General features: G+C 61.8%; 15 protein-coding genes. 7 read left to right on the top strand and 8 right to left on the bottom strand.

The window, feature by feature from the left end:
* Positions 1-467 precede the first annotated feature (467 nt).
* Positions 468-1,751: a M10 family metallopeptidase C-terminal domain-containing protein gene (locus tag ACT6VE_RS18340; protein ID WP_444799953.1), complete on the top strand. Its 1,284-nt coding sequence runs from the start codon at positions 468-470 to the stop codon at positions 1,749-1,751.
* 80 nt (positions 1,752-1,831) lie between these two features.
* Here the strand turns inward: ACT6VE_RS18340 and ACT6VE_RS18335 are convergent, their stop codons facing one another.
* Positions 1,832-3,103 (bottom strand): hypothetical protein, encoded by a 1,272-nt coding sequence (locus ACT6VE_RS18335; protein ID WP_444799952.1) that lies wholly within the window; start codon positions 3,101-3,103, stop codon positions 1,832-1,834.
* Between the two features lie 430 nt (positions 3,104-3,533).
* On the opposite strand from ACT6VE_RS18335, the gene ACT6VE_RS18330 reads away from it, so the two are divergent.
* Positions 3,534-4,472 carry an omptin family outer membrane protease gene (locus ACT6VE_RS18330; protein WP_444799951.1) on the top strand — a complete coding sequence of 313 codons (939 nt, stop codon included), beginning with the start codon at positions 3,534-3,536 and terminating at the stop codon, positions 4,470-4,472.
* Between the two features lie 66 nt (positions 4,473-4,538).
* Here ACT6VE_RS18330 and ACT6VE_RS18325 read toward each other — a convergent pair whose 3' ends face one another.
* From ACT6VE_RS18325 to ACT6VE_RS18315, 3 genes are all read right to left on the bottom strand, one after another.
* Positions 4,539-4,775, bottom strand: a complete 237-nt coding sequence (locus tag ACT6VE_RS18325) for a DUF4189 domain-containing protein (RefSeq protein ID WP_150129962.1) — start codon at positions 4,773-4,775, stop codon at positions 4,539-4,541.
* Between the two features lie 190 nt (positions 4,776-4,965).
* Positions 4,966-5,484, bottom strand: a complete 519-nt coding sequence (locus tag ACT6VE_RS18320) for a hypothetical protein (protein ID WP_444799950.1) — start codon at positions 5,482-5,484, stop codon at positions 4,966-4,968.
* A gap of 60 nt (positions 5,485-5,544) precedes the next feature.
* Positions 5,545-6,735, bottom strand: coding sequence for an AI-2E family transporter (locus ACT6VE_RS18315; RefSeq protein ID WP_444799949.1), 1,191 nt, complete (start codon positions 6,733-6,735; stop codon positions 5,545-5,547).
* A 310-nt stretch (positions 6,736-7,045) separates the two neighbouring features.
* Between ACT6VE_RS18315 and ACT6VE_RS18310 the strand changes: the two genes are divergently transcribed.
* Complete coding sequence (locus ACT6VE_RS18310; RefSeq protein WP_444799948.1) at positions 7,046-8,746, top strand: long-chain-fatty-acid--CoA ligase; 1,701 nt, start codon at positions 7,046-7,048, stop codon at positions 8,744-8,746.
* Between the two features lie 127 nt (positions 8,747-8,873).
* The gene (gene pgi / locus ACT6VE_RS18305; protein ID WP_444799947.1) at positions 8,874-10,499 is read left to right on the top strand and encodes a glucose-6-phosphate isomerase; all 1,626 of its coding nucleotides are present in this window, start codon (positions 8,874-8,876) and stop codon (positions 10,497-10,499) included.
* A gap of 2 nt (positions 10,500-10,501) precedes the next feature.
* On the opposite strand, the gene ACT6VE_RS18300 is transcribed toward pgi, so the two are convergent.
* From ACT6VE_RS18300 to ACT6VE_RS18285, 4 genes are all read right to left on the bottom strand, one after another.
* The gene (locus ACT6VE_RS18300; RefSeq protein WP_444799946.1) at positions 10,502-11,587 is read right to left on the bottom strand and encodes a glycosyltransferase family 4 protein; all 1,086 of its coding nucleotides are present in this window, start codon (positions 11,585-11,587) and stop codon (positions 10,502-10,504) included.
* A 50-nt stretch (positions 11,588-11,637) separates the two neighbouring features.
* Positions 11,638-12,567, bottom strand: a complete 930-nt coding sequence (locus ACT6VE_RS18295; RefSeq protein ID WP_444799945.1) for a carbohydrate kinase family protein — start codon at positions 12,565-12,567, stop codon at positions 11,638-11,640.
* 66 nt (positions 12,568-12,633) lie between these two features.
* Positions 12,634-13,332 carry an orotate phosphoribosyltransferase gene (locus ACT6VE_RS18290; RefSeq protein WP_444799944.1) on the bottom strand — a complete coding sequence of 233 codons (699 nt, stop codon included), beginning with the start codon at positions 13,330-13,332 and terminating at the stop codon, positions 12,634-12,636.
* A 130-nt stretch (positions 13,333-13,462) separates the two neighbouring features.
* The gene (locus ACT6VE_RS18285; protein ID WP_444799943.1) at positions 13,463-13,906 is read right to left on the bottom strand and encodes a DoxX family protein; all 444 of its coding nucleotides are present in this window, start codon (positions 13,904-13,906) and stop codon (positions 13,463-13,465) included.
* 197 nt (positions 13,907-14,103) lie between these two features.
* Here ACT6VE_RS18285 and ACT6VE_RS18280 point away from each other — a divergent pair, with 197 nt between their 5' ends.
* From ACT6VE_RS18280 to ACT6VE_RS18270, 3 genes are all read left to right on the top strand, one after another.
* Positions 14,104-14,292: a hypothetical protein gene (locus tag ACT6VE_RS18280; protein ID WP_444799942.1), complete on the top strand. Its 189-nt coding sequence runs from the start codon at positions 14,104-14,106 to the stop codon at positions 14,290-14,292.
* Between the two features lie 119 nt (positions 14,293-14,411).
* Positions 14,412-15,116 (top strand): Crp/Fnr family transcriptional regulator, encoded by a 705-nt coding sequence (locus ACT6VE_RS18275; RefSeq protein ID WP_444799941.1) that lies wholly within the window; start codon positions 14,412-14,414, stop codon positions 15,114-15,116.
* A 38-nt stretch (positions 15,117-15,154) separates the two neighbouring features.
* Positions 15,155-16,999 (top strand): CHASE2 domain-containing protein, encoded by a 1,845-nt coding sequence (locus ACT6VE_RS18270; RefSeq protein WP_444799940.1) that lies wholly within the window; start codon positions 15,155-15,157, stop codon positions 16,997-16,999.

Below are 16,999 nucleotides of genomic sequence, written 5' to 3'. Positions count from 1 at the left end.
ACCATTTCCTTTGCAAAAGTATTGTTTCCCCAGGCTTTGCGGCCGGTGGATTTTTGACACGCCCCTATTGGGCGCGCTGGAGCCTCTTGCCCGCCCCAGCATGGGGGTCTTGGCTACGAGGCTCGGCGAATTCGTCTGTGCAATCCCAGGGCGACATTTGACATGCTTCGCGCGAAATGAGAATTTCCGACGGCACTCTACCTGTTGACCCGCGAAACAACTTCTCCCGGTAATTTACCATCCCGAACCGGACATGAAGCGCCAGATCGTGGGTTCTCTCACCCGGATTCAGGCAATGCCGATTGCACCTCTGGCAACGCCGATCCAGGAACGCGCGCGAACGGGAGCATAGACCGCCTATGAAGGCGGCGCATTCTTGACCATTAGATTTTACCGGGCGGCAATTGCCTCGCACGGACACCCAAACCGACATGCGCTGCGGGCGCGAAATCAAGAGAGATCGATCCATGGCCACCAAAAATTACGCCGGCATCATCACCGACACCATCATGGTCGATACCAGCGGCGACACCTACAACGTCCAGCAGGGCGCGTTGGTTCTGCGTGTGGCGACCGACGTCGATCTCACCGCCGCCATTGCAGAGAACTATTTGCTCGACAAACCGGTCAGAGACAACACGTTCAACATTGACGGCACCGTGATCGGCTACGAGGCTGGCATGATTTCGGGCGGACAGAATACCCGTATCAATGTCGGCACGACGGGTACTGTCAGCGGTCTCGTTGCCATCGCCATGGGCGGAGACGATTCCCATCTCGTCAACGACGGCACCATTACAGGCGAGGGCGTGGGCCTGTTCGCCACCATGGCCAGCAACCTCGATATCCGCAACAACGGCCTTTTGCGCGGCGCGGTCGGCCTGTTTCTGGATCGCACCGACAATGCCCAGATCGTCAACGGCGCCACGGGCAGTATCTACGGAACCGAGTTTGGCTTGGGCTCGGATTCCGACGCGACCGACACGATCAGGATTACCAATCACGGCATCATCGGCAGCTTCGGCGGATTCGAGTCCCTGACATTGGGCGCCGGACGCGAGATCGTCATCAATGGTGGCAGGCTGATCGGCGATGTTTCCCTCGGCGCCGGCAACGATACGCTCGACAATCGCGGCGGCTTCATCAAAGGCCTGATCTATGGCGACGCCGGCAACGACACGCTGTTCATCGACAATGCTAAATACAAGCTGATCGAAGCCAGCGGCGAGGGCATCGACAGGATCGTTTCCAGCGTTTCCTACACGTTGTCCGTCAATGTCGAAAACATGCTGCAACTTGGCACCGGCAATATAAGCGGGTCCGGGAATGCACTAAACAATCTACTTACCGGCAATATCGGGAGCAACAGACTGGACGGCAAGGCCGGCGATGACAAGCTCATCGGAGGGGCAGGTGCGGACAAGCTATACGGGGGTACCGGGGCGGATAGCTTTATATTTCAGAAAGTCTCAGACAGCATTCTCAACGCACGCGATAGGATCTACGATTTCTCCCGTGTCGAAGGAGACAAGATCGATCTGTCCCGTATCGATGCTGTTGCTGCGACCGAGGGCAACGAGGCATTCACCTTCATCGGAACAGATCCGTTCAGTAAAACGGCTGGCGAGTTGCGCTATTTTAAAAGCAGCCACACTTTCATCTACGGAGACGTGAATGGTGATGGAGCAATTGATTTCACCATCTGCCTGGATCCCAAGATTGACGTGACAAGTACTGATTTCATCCTTTAACAGGATCGATCGTCATCAGCCGGCGCCTTGCCGCTCTCGCATCGTCATCCCCTCTGGCCCGGTCCGGCGCTGGAATGCCGTCAACCCCGGCCCAGCGTCTTGACGTCTCTCTTCGAAAAATCATCCGTTCGGTGCGCCGGAAATGGACTGACGGTTAGAAGGCTGAAGTCAAAGGCGCCGCGCTTGTCGCCGTGAAGCACGTATTGGCGATGGACGCGGAGAAAATCGCGCTTGATTCGCTTGTAGCGCTCGGGTTCGAGCAGTTTCTTCACCCGGATATACATTTGCTCCGCCTGGGGGGCATCCGGGTGCCCGCACAGGGAGACGACCGGGCATTTGTAGAAATGGATCACGTCGGTCAGGCAGTGCACTTCCACGAAGGACACTTCGGGCATGCGCGCTATCGCCCCCACTCTTTCGCGCAATTTGACCGCCGGCCTGAGAAGAGCGCATTGCAGGATCGCCCCTCCGAGGGTGAGGAAGACGACCTTTTTTCCAGCCAATGCCGCAGGATTGTTTTCCAGCACCATCCCGAACACATGGGCTGCGAGCGTCGAGCCCATGCTGTGGGAGCTGATGACATACTCGTCGGCGGGCTCGTCGAGCGCTTTGGCAAGCCGTGCGGCGCATTGCTCCAGCCATTTGGCCAGGTCGGGATCGTCAAGACGGGCGGCTGACACCGCCAATTGCCAGTCGGCAAAAAGATGGAGGGTGAGAAACCGCTCCGAAAGCGGAAAAAGCACGTATTGAAAACAAATCCAGGCGAGCGGAATGCTCCAGACATAGTGCCAGGGCCGCAAATCCAGCCAGAAAGGGGTCGCCGCCACGAAAAGGCAGGCTCCGAGCACGAAGCCCATCAACAGGTATGGAAACACGAAGAACAGCCCGAACCGCCATGCGTGCCGGAAGTAGCCGGCCGCCGCGCCATAAAACACGACCTGGGCGGCACTGAAAAAGCCCGCTAGAATACGGTGCAGGATCGGTTTTTCAGTCAGCTTTTCGAGCAATCCGTTGTGATCGCACAGGTGTACGGTCGTGGACGTATTCCAGCCCCCGACGTCGCTCGAGACGGTGAAATTTGGACTGATGCCTTCGTCGGCGAGCGGAGATACGTTTGCCGCGTATTCCCAGACCTTTGCCGAAAATTGGACGGATCGCTTGAAGCGGCCGTAGTGTGCCTGAGCGGCCATTGGCTCGAAGCCGGGAAAATGCACCACAACGCGGCGGTCTATTGCTTTTGTCATGTCGTCCTGTAGCAACTCCGCGTCGAAAGCATGGTTGGTCGGCTGATCGCGTTCGCCAAATGCCGCCGACGAAGATGGTCCCGGTGATCTGTGGATGGTGCGTCTCATAGTCAAGTTTGCAGTCGCCGGAAACCGGCACGCCCTTCAGCGTCGCTGTATCGGCGTTGGCCGACGACATGCGGTCGGGACCCAACAGGTCTTTTGGTCGAAATTGCGGCTATCGGATCACCCGATTGGCCGGACGCACAACACGTCGCAACGTGTGCGCGAACCGATGTGCTCGCTGGGTGTTTCGGCCGTTGCTCTGGTTTTCATGAGCAGCAATCCGGCAGGATGCGAGGCGTGGCTTTTCAGAGAAAAGGGTGGACGACGGAGTTCAACCCTTTTTTGTCCTCAACTTGCGCGGCACCAATAGTGCAGATTTGCAACGACCCTCTGCATTACCAAGTTCAGATGGATCGCACGGTTACTAGCCACTCCGAACACGCCAGAAAACAGGCCTGTCCTTGCTCCGGGATTGTCACATATGAGATTTCTAATGCTTCGATCTACGCTGGTCGCATTGGCGCTTGGTACGTCCATGGCGCATGCAGGCGATGGGGTTGTACGGCCTGCTGACAGCAGTTTCTGGCTGTCCGGCGGCGTCGGCCTCATGAACATCGAAGCTCACGAATACGTCTATCTGGGCAATGACAAAGCGAGCCAGCTCGACTGGGACACCGACGGGGTCGTCCTCTACACGGTAGCGGCAGGCGCTGAACTCGGCAGCGACTGGCACGTCAAAGGTAAGCTCGACTTCGGCTTTGGCGGCGATGGCCACATGGTCGACTATGACTGGGTGCCGAAATATGCCATCGACCAGAGCATGGACGGCTGGAGCGATCGCTCCATCCATCCCGATACGCGCCTCGACTATTATTTCAGCGGCACGGTTGAGATCGGCAAAAACGTCTTCGCTGACGAACGCAGCACTGTCAGTGTTGGCGGCGGTGTGAAATACACCCAGGTGCGCTGGGACGCCTTCGGCGGTTCGTACATCTACAGCGACGAGGGCATCCGCAACGACATTGGCGAGATCCCGGATGGTCTGCGCGGCATTACCTACCAGCAGAACATACCCACGCTCTTCGTCGGCTTCGATGGGTCGACCAGCTTCGACCGCCTGACCCTGTCCGGCGGCGTCAAGGGCGGCATGACTGTCGGAATCGACGACACGGACGACCACTGGCTCACCAGCACCCGGTCTTTCGGCGATATGAAAGCCGCGCCGGTCCTTATGCTCAACGCAGCGATCGACTATCGACTGACCGAAACAGCATCGTTTTACCTCGCCGGCAACTTCGAGAATGTCTTCCACAGAAAGGGTGACCTGAACTCGACGGACACATCGACCGGCGACGCGACGCTCTACAGGAACGCTGCCGGCGCATCCTTCAAGACGATGTCTTTGCAGTTTGGCTTTCGCGGCCGGTTCTAACTCACGCGGCACGGCAAGGCAGGGCGAAGCCCGCCGGGTCGGCGGGCTTTCCAGGCGTGAATTTCTTTAGTCGTTTTCGTCACATTCGGTGATCTCGCACACGGATTCTTCCGTGGTGCGGTTTGCGCACTCGGTCAGCGCCTTTTCGCGCGCATCGCCTTCGTCGTCATAGCTATAGCTGTAGCCGTAGCTGCCTTCCTCGGAGACTGCGATGCAGCCCCAGGCCAACGCCGAAGTGGTGGATGCGGTGAAAGCGGTCGCAAGAACGAGGGCAGCAAGCCCTGTCCGCATTGTCGTCGTCATGTTTAGTCCCCCAAAAAGTGCGCGAAGGCGCGGGGCAACCTATGGCACGCATACTAATTTTAGCAAGTAGCGGCGGCAGTCCCGCGCGGCCAATTCTGGCGGCATTCTCGGGCGGCTTCGCTATCGGCAAATCCCGGACGGAGAGTAGATCGCCGATCTGGCGGTGGGTATGAGCCGCCGGCGAACGGGGTTAATCGCGCTCCAATTGGATCGTGCAGTTTTTGCTGGTGGATTTGCCTGACATCGTGTTCGCGTCGATTTTAACGACATAATCGTATGTAGCCGCCTTCGCGGTGACGATGATGTAGGAATCGGGCGCATCCTCGGTCGGCATGGGGCTTATCTGCGCCTCGTCGGTTCCTGTTCCCGCACCGCTGAAGGCAAACGAGCCTTTGGCGACCCTGCCGAACTGCTCGCCGACCGACAGGGTGACCGAGAACTGGCGGCGGCCGCAGGAAACGCCGCCGAGCCACGTGCCGATGAGGCTGCCCTTCTGAGGCACGTTCTCCACAGGGGACGCATTTTCGCGAAGTCGGGAAATCTCGCGCTCCATTTCGCGGATAACGGCCTTGAGGCGGTCGATTTCGGCCTGGGCCTCGTTCTGGCTGATACGTGGCCCGGTCGGCCCGCTGGCGTCGAATTCCTGCGCCTCGACCTGGGTGGCCATGGCGAGCGTGGATACTGCCACGATAAAGCCGAAGATGCGCATTGACTGTGCCCTCACCTGAGACAATCGCTCATCCAAAGCCACGAGTCGAGGGGCGCCGGCTCAGCCGACATTGCGCTCCTGATCGGCCTGGCTTGGCGGCACCGAATGGGGATCGAGAATGATCGGCGATGGCGATTCCATTGTGTCGACTTCGCGGATCCATTCTCGCCAGATCGCAACGAGCAGCGCCATCAGCACGGGGCCAATGAAGAGGCCGAGGAAACCCATGGTCTTCACACCGCCGATAAGGCCGAAGAAGGTGGGCAGGAACGGTAGCTTGATCGGGCCACCGACCAGGCGGGGGCGCAGCGTCTTGTCGACGATGAAGAGTTCGACCGAGCCCCAGATGAACAAGGCAAGGCCCGCCACGGGTGAGCCACTGGAAACGAGATAGATCGAGACGAGCGAGAAGGACAGCGGCGCGCCGCCGGGGAAAAGCGCCATGATGCCGGTCAGCACACCGAGCGTGACAGCTGACGGCACGCCGGCAATCCAGTAAGCGACGCCGAGCACGATGCCCTCGCCGATGGCGATCAGCGTCATGCCCGTGACGGTGGAGCTGATCGTCGCCGGTACGATGCGGGAAATGCGCTCCCAGCGCATCGGCAGAATGCGTTCTCCGAGGCGATCGACCTGGCCTGCGAAGGACTGGCCGTCGCGGTAGATGAAGAACAGCGCGATCAACATGAACAGCATGGCGAGCAGCAGGCCGAAGGCCTTGCCGCCGGCTGCGAGCGCGACGCGGTAGATATTGCCGATATTGGCGCCGCTGACGATCTGTGTCAGCTCGCCGATCGCACCCGGATGATCGATGAAGCGCGTCCACTGCATGTCGAGCCAGCCGCCGATGATCGGCAGCGCGCGGATCCAGTCCGGTGTCACGGCCCCCGTGCGATTGGTCTCCACCGCCCAGCCGATCCAGTCGCGGATTTCGTGAAAGGCATAGGTCGAGGCGATCATGATCGGCCCGATGATGAAGGCCAGGATGAGGAGAATGGCGATGGAGGCCGCGAGTGTGCGGTTGCCGTTCACCTGCGCCAGCAGGCGCGCATAGAGCGGCCAACTGGCAAAGGCGATGACGAGGGCCGCGAGCACCGGCACGACGAAGCCATGGAAGAAGTAGATGCCGGCGAAGACGACAAGGACCAGGAGCCAGCGCGCCGCCGAGATGGGCGATATGAGCGCGACGCTGCTCGGACGGGCAGCGCCGAGAAACCGGGGCTCATTTCTGCGATGTTCCGAATGCAGCAAGCGCGTTCACTCCAATGCGGCCGTCGTTCAGGCCAGACTGCCTAGATAAGCTGTACCCCAAGATTGTTAAACATATACGTGATATTTTAGGCCAAAGCGCGATGAGACGCCGCAGGGGCAGCGATTGCCTCGCTCACGGAAAAGCTATCTGGGGAGAGACCGTCCGAATGTTGACGTTTACGTCAATGTAATATAGCGATGACTCTTGATGGCGCCCGCTAAAAGCATCATCTTGTCCGCATCGAACGGTTGGAGGACCTTCGGTGCCGGCGGGGAGGATGATGCCCGCGCCCAATGAGGAGGAGCATGCATGTCGGCCACAGTTCAAGACCCTTCAACGCAGCCGTCCGGCCGCTTCTGGCTTGCCTCGTATCCCGAGGGCATGGCCGGCGACATCGCGCCGCTCGGCTATCCGTCCATCGGCGCGCTGGTTGAAAGCTGCTGCGCCCAGTTTGCCGATCGCCCCGCCTTCACCAGCATGGGCAAAACGCTGACCTTCCGCGAATTCGAGGCCGCCTCCCGCAGCATCGCCGCCTGGCTCCAGGCGCGCGGCCTTGAAAAGGGCGACCGCGTCGCGGTCATGATGCCGAACATTTTGCAGAACCCGGTGATCATCTTCGGCATCCTGCGTGCCGGCCTCGTCGTGGTGAATGTCAATCCGCTCTATACGCCGCGCGAACTCGAACACCAGTTGAAGGATGCGGGTGCCAAGGCGCTGTTCGTGCTGGAGAATTTTGCCAGCACCGTCGCGCAGGTCGCCTCACGCACCGCGGTCAAGCACGTTGTCGTCACCACGATGGGCGACATGCTCGGCCTCAAGGGCCTGATCGTCAATTTCGTCGTGCGCAGGGTGAAGAAGCTGGTGCCGGCCTGGTCGTTGCCAGGCCATATTCCCTTCAAGCAGGTGATGGCGGAAGGCGCGCGCGGCACACTGAAGCCCGTCAGCGTCGCGCCGGACGATACGGCCTTCCTGCAATATACCGGCGGCACGACGGGCGTCTCGAAGGGCGCCACGCTGACCCATGCCAACCTGCTCTCCAACATGGAGCAGATCAAGCTGTGGATCGAGCCGATCTTCCATGTGAAGAGCCGCCCGGACCAGCTCGTCTTCATTTGCGCGCTGCCGCTCTACCACATCTTCGCCTTGACCGTGAACGGGCTGATGGGCATCGCGCTTGGCGGCCACAATGTGCTGATCGCCAATCCACGCGACATCCCCGCCTTCGTCAAGGAACTCGGAAAATACCGCGTCCACATCTTCCCGGGCCTCAATACGCTGTTCAATGCGCTGATGAACAACCCGGACTTCGCCAAGCTCGACCTGTCCGACCTGCTGCTGACGCTTGGCGGCGGCATGGCGGTGCAGCGGCCGGTCGCCGAACGCTGGCAGAAGATGACCGGCTGCGCCGTCATCGAAGGCTACGGCCTGTCGGAAACCTCGCCGGTCGCAACCGCCAACCGTTTCGACCGCGCGGAATTCACCGGCACGATCGGCCTGCCGCTGCCCTCGACGGACATCGAGATCCGTGACGACGACGGCAGGACGCTGGGACTGGGCGAAGTGGGCGAGATCTGCATCCGCGGCCCGCAGGTCATGGCCGGCTACTGGCAACGGCCGGACGAGACGGAAAAGGTGATGACCCCGGACGGTTTCTTCCGCTCCGGCGATATCGGCTTCATGTCACCGGAAGGCTTTACCAAGATCGTCGACCGCAAGAAGGACATGATCCTCGTCTCCGGCTTCAATGTCTTCCCCAACGAGATCGAGGAAGTGGCGATGTCGCATCCCGGCATCCTCGAATGCGCGGCGATCGGCGTGCCGGACGAACATTCCGGCGAGGCGGTAAAACTGTTCGTGGTGAAGAAGGATCCGGCACTCACCGAAGCCGACGTGAAGGCGCATTGCGCGGCAAACCTCACCAATTACAAGCGGCCGAAATTCATCGAATTCCGCACTGAACTGCCGAAATCCAATGTCGGCAAGATTCTCCGCAAGGATCTCCGGGGCTGACGCCGGCCCCGGTTCTACCGAGCCTAAACCGATTTAATTTTTTCGACCAAGTCGCGTTTGCGGTCTTGATTTGCACATACCAAAGCGACTAGCTAGCCGGCATCGTCCAAAGCCAAGGAAGACGCCGATGAACGCGCTTGTCGAAAAGCTGAAATCCATCGCCCGCGATACCAACGCCACAGACATCAGAGCCGCCTTTGCGGCCGACCCCAAGCGGTTTTCCCGCTACAACGCCAAACTCGACGATTTCCTGTTCGACTATTCGAAATGTGCGGTGAACGACGCCGTGCTCGACGGGCTGGAAGCACTCGCCAAGCAGGCCGGCGTCGAGAAGAAGCGCGATGCGATGTTCGCCGGCGCGATCATCAACATCACGGAAGAGCGCGCCGTGCTGCACACGGCGCTGCGCAACCGCGCCAACACGCCCGTGCTGGTCGACGGCAAGGATGTCATGCCTGATGTCAACGGCGTGCTCGACGCCATGGGTGTGTTTGCCGACGGTATCCGTTCCGGCACATTGAAAGGCGCGAGCGGCAAGAAAATCACCGACGTCGTCAATATCGGCATCGGTGGCTCGGATCTCGGCCCGGTCATGGCGACGCTGGCGCTTGCACCCTTCCATGACGGCCCGCGGCTGCATTTCGTCTCGAACATCGACGGCGCACACATTGCCGACACACTGAAACTGCTCGACGCCGAAACCACACTGTTCATCGTCGCCTCGAAGACCTTTACGACCATCGAGACGATGACGAATGCTGCGACGGCACGCAAGTTCATCGCCGACGCGCTGGGCGATGCTGCGGTCGGCAGTCATTTCTGCGCGGTCTCCACAGCGCTCGACAAGGTTTCGGCCTTCGGTATCGGGGCTGAGCGCGTCTTCGGTTTCTGGGATTGGGTTGGCGGTCGCTATTCGATCTGGTCGGCGATCGGCCTGCCGCTGATGATCGCCATCGGCAAGGAGAATTTTGCCGAATTCCTGGCCGGCGGCCATGCCATCGACAACCATTTCCGCGAGGCGCCGGTCCGCGAAAACATTCCGATGCTGCTCGGGCTCATCGGCTATTATCACCGCAACGTGCTCGGCTACCCGTCGCGCGCCATCCTTCCTTACGACCAGCGCCTGTCGCGTTTCCCGGCCTATCTCCAGCAGCTCGACATGGAATCGAACGGCAAGTCCGTCACCATGGATTCGACGCCGGTCGAGGGCCAGACCGGCCCCGTCGTCTGGGGTGAGCCCGGCACCAACGGCCAACACGCCTTCTACCAGCTCATCCACCAGGGCACGACGATCATTCCGGCCGAGTTCATGATCGCGGCGAATGGCCACGAGAAGAACCTACGCCACCAGCACCAGCTTTTGATCGCCAACTGCCTGGCGCAGTCGGAAGCCTTGATGAAAGGCCGCACGCTGGCGGAAGCCAAGGCGCAGCTGACGGCGAAGGGCATGGACGAGGCAAAGGCCGACAAGATCGCGCCGCACCGCGTGTTTTCCGGCAACCGTCCGTCGATCACCATGGTCTATGACAGCCTGACGCCATTTACGTTTGGCCGGCTGGTTGCGCTCTACGAGCATCGCGTCTTCGTCGAAGGCGTGCTCTTCAACATCAACTCGTTCGACCAGTGGGGCGTGGAGCTCGGCAAGGAGCTGGCGACGGGCCTGCTGCCGGTCGTCGAGGGCAAGGAAAGTGCTGACGGCCACGATTCATCGACCGCCGGCCTCGTTGCCGCGCTCCTGAAGGCTGCCAAGTAAGCTCAGCGCAGGCTGAGACGCCGTGCCGCGAATGCATCGCGCGGCACGCGCGTGAGGTTTCCGAGGAATTCCCGCGCGCAGGCGCGCCAGCTATAGGTCATGGCACGGTCGCGCGCGACGTCCTTCGGGATATCGAGCGCAGCAAGTGCTGCCTCCCGCAGGTTTTCCGATAGCGCACCGGCATCGCCGAGCACATCGCGCGGTGCGGTCACCGGAAAAGCGGCAACCGGCACGCCGCTGGCGAGCGCCTCCAGCATGACATTTCCAAACGTATCCGTACGGCTCGGGAAGACGAAGACGTCGGCCGAGGCATAGACGGCAGCGAGTTCCTCGCCGAGCTTACGACCCAGGAAATGCACATCCGGATAACGCTGGCGCAGCATGGCGAGGTCCGGCCCGTCGCCGACGACGACCTTGCTGCCCGGCAGGTCGAGGCCGAGGAAGGCGGGCAGGTTCTTTTCCACCGCGACCCGACCAACATTCAAGAAGATCGGGCGCGGCAGGCCGAGATCGCGGCGCTTGGCCGGATCGAACAGTTTCGTATCGACACCGCGCGACCAGCGCTTGATACGCACGAAACCACGCGCCGCCATTTCCGCGCCGAGCGACTTCGTCGCCACCATCATGCCGTTGCCGGCATTGTGAAAGCGACGCAGCCACCAGTAGCTGACACTCTCCGGAATGGGCAGGCGGGCGCTGATGAATTCTGGAAAACGCGTGTGATAGGCCGTGGTGAAGGGCAATCGGCGCTCCAGGCAGGCGCTGCGCGCCGCCATGCCGAGCGGGCCTTCTGTAGCGATGTGGATGTAATCCGGCGCGATCTTCTCGATCTCGGCCAGTACGCGGCGCTTCGAGGTGATGGCGAGACGGATTTCCGGGTAGGACGGCAGCGGCACCGTCGTAAATTCCTGCGGCGTCAGGAAGACGACGTCGACGCCCTCCTCCGCCATCGAGCGGGCCAGCTCTTCGAGCGTATGCACGACGCCGTTCAACTGCGGGCGCCAGGCATCCGTGACGACAAGAATGGTGGGAGCCCGTCCATCGGAACGGGCGGCGGGGAGCGAATCTGGGGCGGTGTGGTCGAGCATGGCCCCTTTGACCATGCGGCGATGACAGGCGAATGAAGGCTGCTAGCAGCCTACGCCAGCCCGATTTCCTTCGCCCACGGCGGGTTAGCACCGGCGCGCGAGACGGTGACGGCGGCGGCCTTGGCGCCGAGCGCCAGCACCTTGGCGATCTGGTCCTCGTCGAGCTTCGCCACCTGCTGCTTGGTCAGCAGGTTCTGCATCTTCAGAGAGGCGAGAACACCGGCATCGAACGTATCGCCGGCGCCGACCGTATCGACCACGGTCACACGCTCGCTCGGCACCACGACCTTGTGGTCGGCAGTATAGCCGACGGCACCTTCCGCGCCGCGCGTGACGACGACGAGTTTTGCACCATGGTGCAGCCAGTGACGGGCAAGCGCGTCCTCGTCCCCTTCGAGGCCGAACCAGGCTAGGTCCTCATCGGAGAATTTTACGATATCCGCCATGGCGGCCATCCGGCGGATGCGGCCCATATGGGCGTCCTTGTCCTTGATGAAGCCGGGGCGAATGTTCGGGTCGAGCGAGATGACGCGCTTGTCGTGCTCGCGCTTCAGAAGTGCCTCGTAGGTGGAGCCGCAAGGTTCCGGGATCAGGCTGATCGCGCCGAAATGCAGCGCCTCGCAATCGTCGCCGAGCATCGGAAGCTCGGCGTCGGTAATCATGCGGCCGGCGGTGCCCTCGTCGTAGAAGGCATAGCTCGCGTGACCATGGATCAGCTTGACGAAGGCGACGGTGGTCGGGCGCGAGAGAGTTGCGCAGTAGCTGTAATCGACGCCGCTTTCGCCGAGCGTCGTGCGCAGGATGTCGCCCATCATGTCGTCGGAAAGGCCGGTGAAGAAGCCGGTCGGTACGCCGAGGCGGCCGAGCGCGATCGCCGTGTTGAAGATCGCCCCGCCGGCATAGGGGGCATAGGCATCCTCTCCGAGCGTCGATGTGCGCGGCAGCATATCGATCAGGGCTTCACCACAACACAGGATCATGTGCATTTCCTCCCAAGCGGACTTTCAATCGATTTAAACGATCACAACGGAAAGCGCCAGAGCCTTTTACGACGTCGGCAGCTCCGCAACGCCGCCATGGGCGGCCGACCAGACGAGAGGCGCATCGAAGAAGGATTCGACCGAGGCGAGTGTCGCATCATCGAAGAGTTTTTCTGCCTTCGCAACCGCCAGTACGTTCCGCCAGGTGGCGATGTGGTGCAGCTTCACGCCGCCGTTGGCATAGCGCGCCTCGGCTTCCTTGAAGATGCCGTAGTAGAACAGCGACATGCCGTGATCCACGATGCCGCCGGCTGCGCGGATCGCGTCGATGAAGGTGAACATGGAGCCGCCGACCGTCACGAGGTCCTCGATGACGAGCACGCGCGCGCCCTCCTGCATCACACCTTCGATCTGGGAGTTGCGGCCATGGCCCTTCGGCTTCTTGCGCACGTAGATCATCGGCAGGCCGAGGCGGTCTGCCAGCAGGGCTGCGAAGGGGATACCGGCCGTTTCGCCGCCGGCGATGACGTCAAAACGCTCGAAGCCGGCCTCGCGCGTGAGGGTCGCGGCGGCGAAATCCATGATCGCCGAGCGAATGCGCGGATAGGAGAGCAGCTTGCGGCAATCCATATAGACCGGAGAGGCCATGCCCGAAGCGAGCTTGTAGGGCTGTTCAGGGCGGAAATGCACCGCCTTGATCTCCCACAGCATGCGGGCCATCAGCTCCGCCATCACGTCGCGGTCCGGAAAGGAATTGGAAAACATCGGCATCTCCCCACATGGCTGTCTTACCCGAGCGCATAGCAGCAAGAGACGCGGCTTTCCAGCAGGTGGGAAACGAAAAACCCTCCCCGGAGGCCGGGAAGGGTTTCTGGAGGATCAGAGTATTGGTCGCTTAGGCGGTGACGGCCTTGCCGGCAGCGGAGCGGGCATCGAGCGAGTAGGCGCCGGGGCCGAAGGCGGCGAGCACGAGGAAGCCGCCGGCGATCGTGATGTTCTTCCACATCATCAGGCCGTTGAAGAGGGTCAGCAGGCCGTTTGCGCCTTCCGGGAAGTCCGGAACGTTGATCGCGCCACTGTGGAAGACGAGCGCGGTGAAGACGCTGAAGGCAGCGAGAAGGTAGGCGGCAATCTTCGTCTGGAAACCGACGAGGACGAAGAGGCCGGCAACGAGTTCGAAGAGACCGGCGAGGTAGGCAAGCGCGGTTGCGGCCGGAAGGCCGGCACCGGCGATCATCCCGGCGGTGCCAGACGGATCGATGAGCTTCGGATAACCGGCGGTGATAAACATGGTGGCGAGAAGAATGCGTCCGAGAAGGACGACGGCGTTCTGTTGCATGATAAGCTCCTGAGGCTTGGTTGTTTGCGTTGGCAAAGAGATATCAGCTTTCCGTCGTCAAACTAGACGGGCGATCAGAATACAGATCGTTCGCTTTTTGTGAACGACGCCCCTGTTACCGGCGGAACAGAGGGGCGGTTCGGGCCATGCGACAAGAGGGTCGTTGCAGCCCGCCCCTCCTCCTCCCCGGAATCCTCATGCGTCATTATCTTCTCGCCCTCGCGCTCGCCGCCGCCTCCCTCGCCTTCACCGCAACCGGCCATGCCGGCACGTCCTATGTGGACGGCACCTATGGGCATTACCAGCAGACCTGCATCACCAAGCGCATCCAGACGCTGGACCAGCACGGCAAGGCGGTCACCAAGCGCGTGCGGATCTGCCAATAACGAAGGGGCAAGCCCAAAGCCCTCCGTTCTTTTCTGTTGCAAGCACACGGCGGGTGGGCGAAGGTTTCTGCCGAGCGGCGCGTGTTTGTTTCGTTTGCGGCGGTCGGGGGAAAGCGGATATGAATGAGATCAACAAGAGTGCCGCGTTCTGGCGTTCATTCCCGATTTTCGAGGGATTCAACAAGGAAACTCTGGTCGAGATTGCTGGGATAGCGACGTGGCGCAAATGGTCGCCCGGCACGGTGATCTTCCAGCGCGGCGACGAGGGCACCTATCTCATCGTGCTCGTGACCGGCCGCATCAAACTCTCGCTCATCACGCCGCAGGGCAAGGAACTGTCGCTGCGCCAGCTGGAAGCCGGCTCGATCCTGGGCGAAATGGCGATCCTCGACGGACAGCCGCGTTCGGCCGACGCCACCGCCGTCGTGGCGACAGAAGGCTACGTCATCTCCAAGCGCGATTTCATCGATATCCTGACGCGCAACCCGACGGCCGCGCAGGCGATCATCCACTATCTCTGCACCAAGCTGCGCGAAACGACGGAACAGCTCGAAACCATCGCGCTCTACGATCTCGACGCCCGCGTCGCCCGCTTCTTCCTCGCGACGCTGCGCAATATCCATGGCGAGGAGCTGCCGGACAGCGCGAACCTTCAGCTTTCGCTCAGCCAGACGGAGATCGCCAGCATCGTGGGCGCCAGCCGGCCAAAGATCAACCGCTCGATCCTCGCACTGGAGGAGGCCGGTGCCATCCGCCGCAACGATGGTATCATCCACTGCCATATCGGCCGGCTCTACGGCATCGCCGAGCCGGATGACGACTAGGCCGCCGGTGGCCCGCATCTTAACGAAAGCGGCCGATCATGTTCGCCAAGAGATATAGACCGCTCATCGCCGGCCTCGTGGCCAGCCTTGCCGGTGCGCTGGCGCTGTTCTCGCTCGGCGAGACAGCGTTGGAGCAGCAGCGCGAATTCTATTTCGATGCGCTGACCCAGGCGGTGCCGGCGCGCCAGAGCGACCGCATCGTCGTGGTCGATATCGACCGCAAGGCCTTCCAGAGCGTGCCGGACAAGGAGTGGACGCGCACACAGACGGCAGAGCTGATCGAGCGGCTTGCCGCCGCAAAACCGACGGCGATCGCCTTCGACTTCATCTTCTCCACCGATTGCGCACCGGACGAGCCCGCCAATGCGGCACTGGCAAGCGCCATCGGCAAGACGCCGACCATTCTCGGCTTCCTCATCGGCGAGGCGACGGACGGGGCGCCGCATCCGATCCCCGCCCTTGCGCTGCAACGGCCGGTCACCATTCCGGAACTCTGGTTCATCGACGGCACGGAAAGCTCCTGCGCCTTCCTGCAGGATAAATCGGCGGCCGCGGCGGCGGCCTTCCTGGTCGGCGACGAGGATGCGGTCGTGCGCCGGGTGCAGGCCTATGCGATCCTTGGCAATGCGGCCTATCCGTCGCTCGGCGTGGAGGCGGCGCGGCTGGCGGCCGGGGCGGGCACGCCGGTGCTTGGCGGCAATCCCGCCTGGGTTCGCCACGATTCCCGCATCCTGCGGCTCGACGAGGACGGCAGCCTGCGCTTTGTGGCGAGCAGGGCCGATACGGTGGGCGCGCGCACCTTTTCCGCGGCGGATATCGTGGCGGGCCGGGTGGCCGCGGACAGGATCGCCGGCAAGGTCGTGCTGATCGGCAGCAGCCTGCCCAATCTCGGCGGGCTCAGGACCAGCGCCTCCATGACGCTCGAACCCTCCGTGCAGATCCATGCGGACGTGGCAAATTCCATCCTGGCCGACCATATCCCGATGCGCGATCTCGGCCTCGTGCCGATCGAAACGGGCTTCGCCTTTGCCGCAGGTGCGGCGGTGGCGCTGGCGGCGGCGCGGCTTCGCCCGCTCTTCGCGGCAACGGCCGGTCTCGGGCTTGTCGGCCTCGTGTTCGGCGCATCGGCCCTTCTCTATATGCAGACGGCGCTTCTATCCGACGCGGTCGGCGTTTCGCTGGTCGTGGCGGCGGCGGCCCTCGTTACCGGCCTCCTGCAATTCGCCCATGTGCGCCGCGCGGAAGCAACCGCCCGCCAGCGCTTTGCGCAGTACCTGCCGCAATCCGTCGTTTCACGGTATATCGACAACCCCGATCTCGGCCGCGTGGCCGGCGAGGAGCGCCAGGTGACGGCGGTGTTTACCGATATCGAGGGCTTTTCCTCGCTCTCCAAGAAGATCGGCCCGCATGACTTGGTCAAGCTGCTGGACATCTACTACACCGAGGTGAACGCGCTCGTCGCCCGCCATGGCGGCATGGTTGACAAGGTGGTGGGCGACGCCGTGCATGCGCTCTTCAACGCGCCCGACGATCTCGATCATCACGTGGACAAGGCGCTCGCCTGCGCCGATGACATCCGCACGCTGACCGAAGAAATGCGCCGCCGCCCAGCCTTCCTCGAACAGGAATTCGGCCGCACGCGCATCGGTATCGAGACGGGCATGGTGGTGCTGGGGGAAGTGGGCGTCGGCGGCAAACTCGACTATACGGCGCACGGCAATTCGATGAACCTGGCGGCACGCCTGCAGGATGCCAACAAGTTTCTCGGCACCCACATCTGCGTCGGCCCGCAGGCGGCAAGCGAAACGACCCGTCCGCTGCGCCCCATCGGCAGCCACGAAATCCGCGGCTTCGGCCAGGTAGAGTTGTTCACGTTCGATTAG

It is taken from the genome of Shinella sp., from assembly GCF_052438155.1.
In the GTDB taxonomy this organism is placed as follows: domain Bacteria; phylum Pseudomonadota; class Alphaproteobacteria; order Rhizobiales; family Rhizobiaceae; genus Shinella.
The sequence above is the reverse complement of the archived record's forward strand: the minus strand, read 5'-3'. Positions and strand labels throughout refer to the sequence as shown.